Genomic DNA, 7,245 nt, shown 5'->3' on the forward strand with positions numbered 1-7,245 from the left:
GCCGACGGGCAATGGCAGGTGCGCTTCTTCAACGTGCCGATCGGCATCATCGACCAGAAAACATCGACGCTGCGGCGCTGCGCTAGCGCAGCGCCGCAGCAGACCGAACCATGAACGACTGTTACCTTTCCATCCGGTCTGTTTTGTTACCCATCCATCCGCTGGACAACCGCCAGGAGACACGAACTCACTCGGGTGGGGGGCATTTCTCCGCAGACTCATTTGCAGAAGTAACGGCGGACAGAGCGGCGCTTCGCGCCACCTTCTCCCACAAGGGGCGAAGGAAGAAAGAGACCTACTCAGCCAGGAACCTGTTCACCACCTCGCCGAACTCGAGCGGCGCCTGCTCGAACATCCAGTGGCCGGCGTTCGGGATCACCGCTGTCTCGGCGCCCGCGATGTGCTCGGCCAGCACACGCCACATCACCGACAGGCTGCCGGTGGTTGCGCCGCCGCCGATCAGCAGCGTCGGCGTCCTGATCGCCTGCGCATCGCTGAGCGTATAAGGCCGGCGCTGCTCGTTGATCTGGCCGAGGAAGGTGAGCGCGTTGTCACGCAGCTGCTGCTTCGCGGCTGCCGGCACGCGGCGCCAGGAGCCGTCGCCTTCGATGCCTTCGTAGAAGTTCTGCAGCGCGCCTTCGATGTCGCCGGTGCGGATCATCTCGACCGATCGTACGGTGCGGGCCGCCAGCGGCGGATGCGCGGGCGTGCCTTCCGGCACCGGCAGGGATGCGTCGAGATCGCCGCCGGGCTCGGCCAGCACCAGCTTGCGCAACAGATCCGGCCGCGCCTGCGCGGCGCGAAAGGCGATGTGGCCGCCGCGCGAATGGCCCATCAGATCGACCGGGCCGGGCCTGACCTGCTCGATGAACGCGATCACGTCGGCGACGTGCTGCGCCATCTTGTAGTCGTCGCCGACCGCATCCCAATGCTCGGGGAAGAAATGCCGCAGGCTGACCGAGATCACCCGATGTGCTTTCGACAGTGGGCCCAGCACCGCATACCAGGTGCGGAAATCCCCGAGCGTGCCATGCACGCAGACCAGCGGCGGGCCTTCGCCGGCTTCGAGATAGGCCATGTCGTAACCGTTGACGCGGAGGGTTTGCATTGGTCAGCTCGCCAGAAAATCCAGCACCACTTCGGAATATTTCTGCGGCGCCTGCTCGAACATCGGATGCGTCGCGTTCGGGATGATCGCCGTCCTGGAATAGGGCACATGCGCGGCCAGCGCATGCAGCACCTTCGGCAGCAGGCCCTTGGTCCGGGCGCCCAGGATGAACAGCGTCGGCATCTTGATCGCCTCCGCATCCGCCTTCGAGAATGGCGGGCGGTTGTCGCGGACCTGGCCGATCAGCGTCATGGCGTTGTCGCGCAGATTCTGTTTCACCATCGCCGGCAATCGCGGCCAGGTGCCGGGCCCCTCCAGCGCGTCGACGAAGACGGCAAGGCCGCCGTCGACATCACCGGCCGCGATCTTCTCTGCGGAAGCCGTGAAGCGCGCCAGCAGCGGCGAGGGGCCGCCGACGTAATCCGGATCGAGGCTCGCATCGAGCTCGCCGCCGGGCTCGGCCAGGATCAGCCGCCGGAGCAGGTCCGGCCGCCGCTGCGCCACGCGGAAGCAGATATGCCCGCCGCGGGAATGACCCATCAGGTCGACCGGCCCGAGATCGATCTCGTCGATGAAAGCGATGACGTCGTCGACATGCTGTGCGATCGAATAGGTGTCGCCGACGCCGTCCCAGCGCTCCGGGAAGAAGTGCCGCAGGCTGACAGCGATCACCCGATGTCGCTGCGACAGCGGCCCGAGCACGCAGCCCCAGACACGGAAGTCGTTGAGCGAGCCGTGGACGCAGACCAGCGGCGGACGGCTTCTGTCCTCGCCCACGTCGAGATAGGGCATGTCGTATCCGTTGACGTGGAGGCTTTGCATTCCGGGCCCGCGATGGATTTGAACTCCTGTGCAAGATTCCCGGAAACCGGGTGGATCGCAACTATTTCCAAGCCTAGATTTGGCACGACATCAAAGTGGGGGCCTGCAACGGAAGCAAGCCAGGAACCTAGCCATGACCGACCAGCATTTTGCCCTGTTCGACACCCGGATCGGCCTGTGCGCCATCGCCTGGGGTCCGCGCGGCATCAACGGCACGCAATTGCCGATGGGGAGCGAGCAGAAGATCCGCACCCGCATCCACCAGCGCCATGCCGATGCCAGTGAAGCCGAGCCGACCGCCGAGGTGCAGCAGGCGATCGACCGCATCACGAAACTGCTCGTGGGCGAGCCGGATGATCTCATCGACGTTCCGCTCGACCTCGACGGCGTTCCCGAATTCAACCGCGGCGTCTACGACATCGCCCGCACCGTCCCGCCGGGCAAGACGATCACCTATGGTGAAATCGCCAAGCAGCTCGGCGGCGTCCAGCTGTCGCGCGACGTCGGCCAGGCGCTCGGCCGTAACCCGTGCCCGATCGTGGTGCCCTGCCATCGCGTGCTGGCGGCCGGCAACAAGCCGGGCGGCTTCTCGGCGAATGGCGGCGTGGTGACCAAGCTGAAGATGCTCGAGATCGAGGGCGCGCTGGTGAACCACACGCCGAGTTTGTTCGATTGAGGGCACCGGTCTCGTGTCCCGGACCCAGTGCGGCACGTAGTGACGCACTGCAGAGCCGGGGCCCGGCACTGCAGCGAGGTGGGCCCCGGCTCTGCGGTGCAACGCTGCGCGCTGCACCGCGTCCGGGACACGAGACCTTCTAAATCTTCGCCGCCGTCTTCGGCCAATATTTGTCGCGCAGATGCCGCTTCACCAGCTTGCCCGTGGGCGTGCGCGGCAGCTCGGCTTCGAAATCGATCGAACGCGGGCACTTGATGGCGGAAAGGCGGGTCTTGCAGTAGGCGATCAGATCGACCTCGAGCGCCTTGCCGGCGCGACCCATATCGTGCGGCTGCACCACCGCCTTGACCTCTTCGCCCATCTCCTCGTTCGGCACGCCGAACACGGCGACGTCGGCGACCTCCGGGTGCGTGATCAGCACGTCCTCGGTCTCCTGCGGGTAGATGTTCACCCCGCCCGAGATGATCATGTAGGACTTGCGGTCGGTGAGATAGAGGAAGCCGTCCTTGTCGAGATAGCCGACATCGCCGAGGGTCGACCACCCCTTGGCGTTGTAGGCCTTCTTCGTCTTCTCGGGATCGTTGTGATAGGTGAAGGCGGGCGCGTCGGCGAAGTAGACGGTGCCGATTTCGCCCACCGGCTGTTCCTCGTCGTTCTCGTCGAGAATCTTGATCTTGCCGACCACGGCGCGGCCGACGCTGCCGCGGTGCTCCAGCCATTGTTGCGAGTTGCAGACGGTGACGCCGTTGCCTTCCGAGCCGGCGTAATACTCGATCAGGATCGGCCCCCACCATTCGATCATCTTTGCCTTGACGTCGACCGGGCAGGGCGCGGCGGCGTGGATTGCGCCCTTCAGGGTGGAGACGTCGTACTTCGTGCGGACCTCGTCCGGCAGCTTCAGCATGCGCACGAACATGGTCGGCACCAGCTGGGATTGCGTCACCTTGTATTTCTCGACCAGCTTCAAGAACTCTTCAGCGTCAAAGTGCTCCATGATGATGGAGGTGCCGCCGAGCACGATCGCCATCATGTTGAAGCGCAGGGGCGCCGCGTGATAGAGCGGCGCCGGCGAGAGGTAAGTGCTCTCCGCGTTCACGCCGCACATGTCGGCGCAGAGCACGCGCAGGAAGGCGTTCGGCACGTCGATCTTGTTGCCTTCGAAAGCCTTCTTGATTCCCTTCGGCCGACCGGTGGTGCCCGACGAATACAGCATGTCGTAGCCGGCGACCTCGTCCGCGATCGGCGTGTTCGGCTGCGCGGCGGCTTCCCTGTCGTAGGGGCGGAAGCCCGGCAGCGGCTCGTCCATCATGTAGAAGATCGGCTCGCCGGCCGTGCCCTTGATCAGCCCCTTGATCTGGTCGGCGCATTTGGGGGTGGTGATCACGACCTTGGCGCCGCAATCCTTCACGATGTAGTCGATCTCGTCCTGCTTCAGGTAGCGGCTGATCGCTGTGTAATAGAGCCCGCTGCGCTGCGCAGCCCAGCAGATCTCCATGAAGGCGAGGCGGTTCTCCATCAGCAGCGCGATATGGTCGCCGGGCTTGAGCCCCAGCGAGCGGAACAGCTGCGCGCCCTGGTTCGAGAGCTCGTCGAGCTCGCGATAGGTGATCGCTTTGCCGGTACCCGCCATCTGGTAGGCGATCTTGTCGGGCGTAGTGCGGGCGTGGATAGACGGGTGGGTCATGGCGTTTCCTCAAAACGCGAATGGCGAGTAGCGAGTGGCGAATAGGGAAGAAGGGCAAACCGTTCTTCGCCTACTCACCATTCGCTACTCGCCACTCACTACTCGCTTTTGTTTTTTACAGTCGTTCCACGATCGTCACGTTGGCCATGCCGCCGCCTTCGCACATGGTCTGCAGGCCGTAGCGCTTGCCGCGCTGGTGCAGGGCGTGCACCAGCGTGGTCATCAGCTTGGTGCCGGAGCCGCCAAGGGGGTGACCGAGCGCGATGGCGCCGCCGTTGACGTTGAGACGCTCCGGATCGGCGCCGGTGGTCTTCAGCCATGCGGTCGGCACCGAGGCGAAGGCCTCGTTGACCTCGAACAGGTCGATGTCGCCGATCTTCATGCCGGCTTTTTCCAGCGCTTTCTTGGTGGCGTGCAGCGGCGCATCGAGCATGATGACGGGATCGCCGCCGGTCATGGTCATGTGGTGGATGCGCGCCAGCGGCTTGACGCCGAGCTGCTTCAGGCCATTCTCGTTCACGACCATCACGCCCGAGGCGCCGTCGCAGATCTGGCTGGCGCTCGCAGCAGTGAGCTTGCCGTTCTCGGCGATCAGCTTGACGCCCTTGATGCCGTCGAGCGTGACGTCGAACCGGATGCCCTCGTCGATGTGGTGAGTGTCTTTGCTGCCGTCGGCGCGGGTGATCTCGAGTGGCACGATCTCCTTTTTGAAATGACCAGCCTGCGTCGCCGCGATCGCGCGCTGATGGCTGTTATAGGAGTACTCGTCGAGTTCATCCTTCGAGAGGCCGTACTTCTCGGCCATCATCTCCGCGCCGGTGAACTGGCTGAACACGATGTTCGGATACTTCTTCTCGATGCCGGGGCTCTTGTAGTTGCCGAAGCCATTCTTGGCCGGCAGCTGAGAGGACAGGCCCATCGGCACCCGCGTCATCGATTCCACGCCGGCGGCGATCACGACATCCATCGCACCGGACATGACTGCTTGCGCGGCGAAGTGCAGCGCCTGCTGCGAGGAGCCGCACTGGCGGTCGATCGATGTGCCCGGCACGCTCTCCGGCAGCTTCGAGGCCATCACCGCATTGCGCGCGACGTTGTTGGATTGCTCGCCGACCTGCATGACGCAGCCCATGATCACGTCCTCGACCAGGGCGGGATCGACCTTGGTGCGATCGACCAGCTCATCCAGCACTTTTGCGGCGAGATCGGCCGGATGCCACCCGGCGAGACGGCCCCCCTTGCGCCCGCCCGCGGTGCGCGCAGCGGCGACGATATAAGCCTCGGCCATGTCGGTCTCTCCCTGAATTTTTGACTGGGTTGGTTGTCGGGATCGGATTTAAGGGACGAGAGATCGTTTAGTCAATCGATCAATTAACTCTTGTGATGAGGCGCTGCTTGGGCTTATCTGCGCCCCGCTTCAAGCGGCGAAAACAGGGATATCCGTGGCTACCAGCGTATCGAACAGGCTCCCCGGCGGGAAAAATTCCACGGCAGAGAAATTGCTGGTGGCCGCCAGCGAACTGATGATCGAACGCTCCTCGATCGAGATATCGCTGTCCGATATCGCGCAGAAGTCGGGCGCCAACGCCGCCCTGGTCAAATATCACTTCGGCAACAAGGACGGCCTTTTGCTGGCGCTGCTCGCGCGGGATGCCGCGACCGAGATGTCCAATCTCGAATATCTGCTGGCGCAGCCGATCACGTCGACGGCGAAGCTGAAGCTGCATATCGCGGGCATCATCCGTGCCTATCACCGGTTCCCGTACATGAACCGGCTGATCCACTATCTGCTGCACGAGACCAGCGCCGGCTCCGCCGATGAAGTCTCGAAATTCTTCGTCGCCCCGCTGCTCGACTTCCACCGCCGCCTGCTGGCGGAAGGTGTCAGCCGCGGCGAATTTCGAAAGACCGATCCGGTGCTGTTCTACACCAGCCTGATCGGTGCCTGCGATCATCTGTTCTTCGGCCGGCACGCGATGTCGCGCGCGACCGGCGTCGGTCCGGTCACCGATGATGTCTGCCGGCAATACATCAGGCACATGGAAACGCTGATCTGCGGCGGCATCCTCACGCAAGCCGGGGAAGCTGCCGCTGCCGGATAGTCCGGCCAATGATTCACAAATCTAGAGAAGAAACGCCCAAGGAAAAGGTAGAGGAAAGGTTGAAGCGATGCAGTTGAAAGACGTAGCCGTTCTCATCACCGGCGGTGGCTCGGGCCTTGGTGCCGCGACCGCCCGCGCCATGGCTGCCAAGGGCGCCAAGATCGGCGTGATCGACCAAAGCAAGGAAAACGCCGAGAAGGTCGCTGCGGAAGTGAATGGCGTTGCGCTTCATGCCGACGTCACCAGTGAGGAGCAGATCAAGGCCGCGATCGCCAAGGCCGAAGCCGCGCATGGCGTCGCGCGCGTGCTGATGAATTGCGCCGGCATCGGCGGCTCGCAGCGCATCGTCGGCCGCGACGGCGTCTATCCGCTCGAAAAGTTCGCGCGCATCATCAACGTCAATCTGATCGGCACCTTCAACTGCCTGCGTCTGTTTGCCGAGCGCCTCGTCACTGCGGAGCCCATCGGCGAAGAGCGCGGCGTCATCATCAACACCGCTTCGGTTGCCGCTTACGAAGGCCAGATCGGACAGATCGCCTATTCGGCCTCGAAGGGTGGCGTCGTCGGCCTCACGCTTCCGGCCGCGCGCGATCTCGCCAGCCAGAAGATCCGCGTCAACACCATCGCGCCCGGCCTGTTCTTCACGCCGCTGCTGATGGGCTTGAACGAAGAGGCGCGCAAGAGCCTGGGCGCCCAGGTGCCGCACCCATCGCGTCTCGGCGACGCCAACGAATACGGCATGCTCGCCGTGCACATCGTCGAGAACCCGATGCTCAACGGCGAGACCATCCGCCTCGACGGCGCCATCCGCATGGCGCCAAGGTAGGTGGCGCATTTACCCTCCCCTGGAGGG

7 protein-coding genes are annotated in these 7,245 nt (G+C 64.0%); 3 read left to right on the forward strand and 4 right to left on the reverse strand.

From position 1 onward, the window contains the following. Positions 1-295: 295 nt before the first annotated feature. Together EHH60_RS36640 and EHH60_RS36645 are read right to left on the reverse strand one after the other, a co-directional pair. Positions 296-1,108, reverse strand: a complete 813-nt coding sequence (locus EHH60_RS36640) for an alpha/beta fold hydrolase (RefSeq protein WP_124163977.1) — start codon at positions 1,106-1,108, stop codon at positions 296-298. Positions 1,109-1,111: 3 nt separating this feature from the next. Next, complete coding sequence (locus tag EHH60_RS36645) at positions 1,112-1,930, reverse strand: alpha/beta fold hydrolase (RefSeq protein ID WP_124163978.1); 819 nt, start codon at positions 1,928-1,930, stop codon at positions 1,112-1,114. A 133-nt stretch (positions 1,931-2,063) separates the two neighbouring features. Between EHH60_RS36645 and EHH60_RS36650 the strand changes: the two genes are divergently transcribed. After that, positions 2,064-2,606 carry a methylated-DNA--[protein]-cysteine S-methyltransferase gene (locus tag EHH60_RS36650; protein ID WP_124163979.1) on the forward strand — a complete coding sequence of 181 codons (543 nt, stop codon included), beginning with the start codon at positions 2,064-2,066 and terminating at the stop codon, positions 2,604-2,606. 139 nt (positions 2,607-2,745) lie between these two features. Here the strand turns inward: EHH60_RS36650 and EHH60_RS36655 are convergent, their stop codons facing one another. Further along, positions 2,746-4,290, reverse strand: a complete 1,545-nt coding sequence (locus EHH60_RS36655) for an acyl-CoA synthetase (RefSeq protein ID WP_124163980.1) — start codon at positions 4,288-4,290, stop codon at positions 2,746-2,748. Between the two features lie 115 nt (positions 4,291-4,405). After that, the gene (locus EHH60_RS36660; RefSeq protein ID WP_124163981.1) at positions 4,406-5,578 is read right to left on the reverse strand and encodes an acetyl-CoA C-acetyltransferase; all 1,173 of its coding nucleotides are present in this window, start codon (positions 5,576-5,578) and stop codon (positions 4,406-4,408) included. A gap of 154 nt (positions 5,579-5,732) precedes the next feature. Between EHH60_RS36660 and EHH60_RS36665 the strand changes: the two genes are divergently transcribed. Further along, on the forward strand, positions 5,733-6,392 hold the full coding sequence (locus tag EHH60_RS36665; RefSeq protein WP_199752519.1) for a TetR family transcriptional regulator: 660 nt from the start codon (positions 5,733-5,735) through the stop codon (positions 6,390-6,392). A 67-nt stretch (positions 6,393-6,459) separates the two neighbouring features. Further along, positions 6,460-7,218 carry an SDR family NAD(P)-dependent oxidoreductase gene (locus tag EHH60_RS36670; RefSeq protein WP_124163983.1) on the forward strand — a complete coding sequence of 253 codons (759 nt, stop codon included), beginning with the start codon at positions 6,460-6,462 and terminating at the stop codon, positions 7,216-7,218. Positions 7,219-7,245 lie beyond the last annotated feature (27 nt).

Source organism: Bradyrhizobium sp. RP6 (assembly GCF_003837805.1).
In the GTDB taxonomy this organism is placed as follows: Bacteria; Pseudomonadota; Alphaproteobacteria; order Rhizobiales; family Xanthobacteraceae; genus Bradyrhizobium.

Coding starts and splice junctions, on each gene's coding strand:
- EHH60_RS36640 (WP_124163977.1), bottom strand. CDS start 1,108: ATGCAAACCCTCCGCGTCAACGGTTACGACATGGCCTATCTCGAAGCC.
- EHH60_RS36645 (WP_124163978.1), bottom strand. CDS start 1,930: ATGCAAAGCCTCCACGTCAACGGATACGACATGCCCTATCTCGACGTG.
- EHH60_RS36650 (WP_124163979.1), top strand. CDS start 2,064: ATGACCGACCAGCATTTTGCCCTGTTCGACACCCGGATCGGCCTGTGC.
- EHH60_RS36655 (WP_124163980.1), bottom strand. CDS start 4,290: ATGACCCACCCGTCTATCCACGCCCGCACTACGCCCGACAAGATCGCC.
- EHH60_RS36660 (WP_124163981.1), bottom strand. CDS start 5,578: ATGGCCGAGGCTTATATCGTCGCCGCTGCGCGCACCGCGGGCGGGCGC.
- EHH60_RS36670 (WP_124163983.1), top strand. CDS start 6,460: ATGCAGTTGAAAGACGTAGCCGTTCTCATCACCGGCGGTGGCTCGGGC.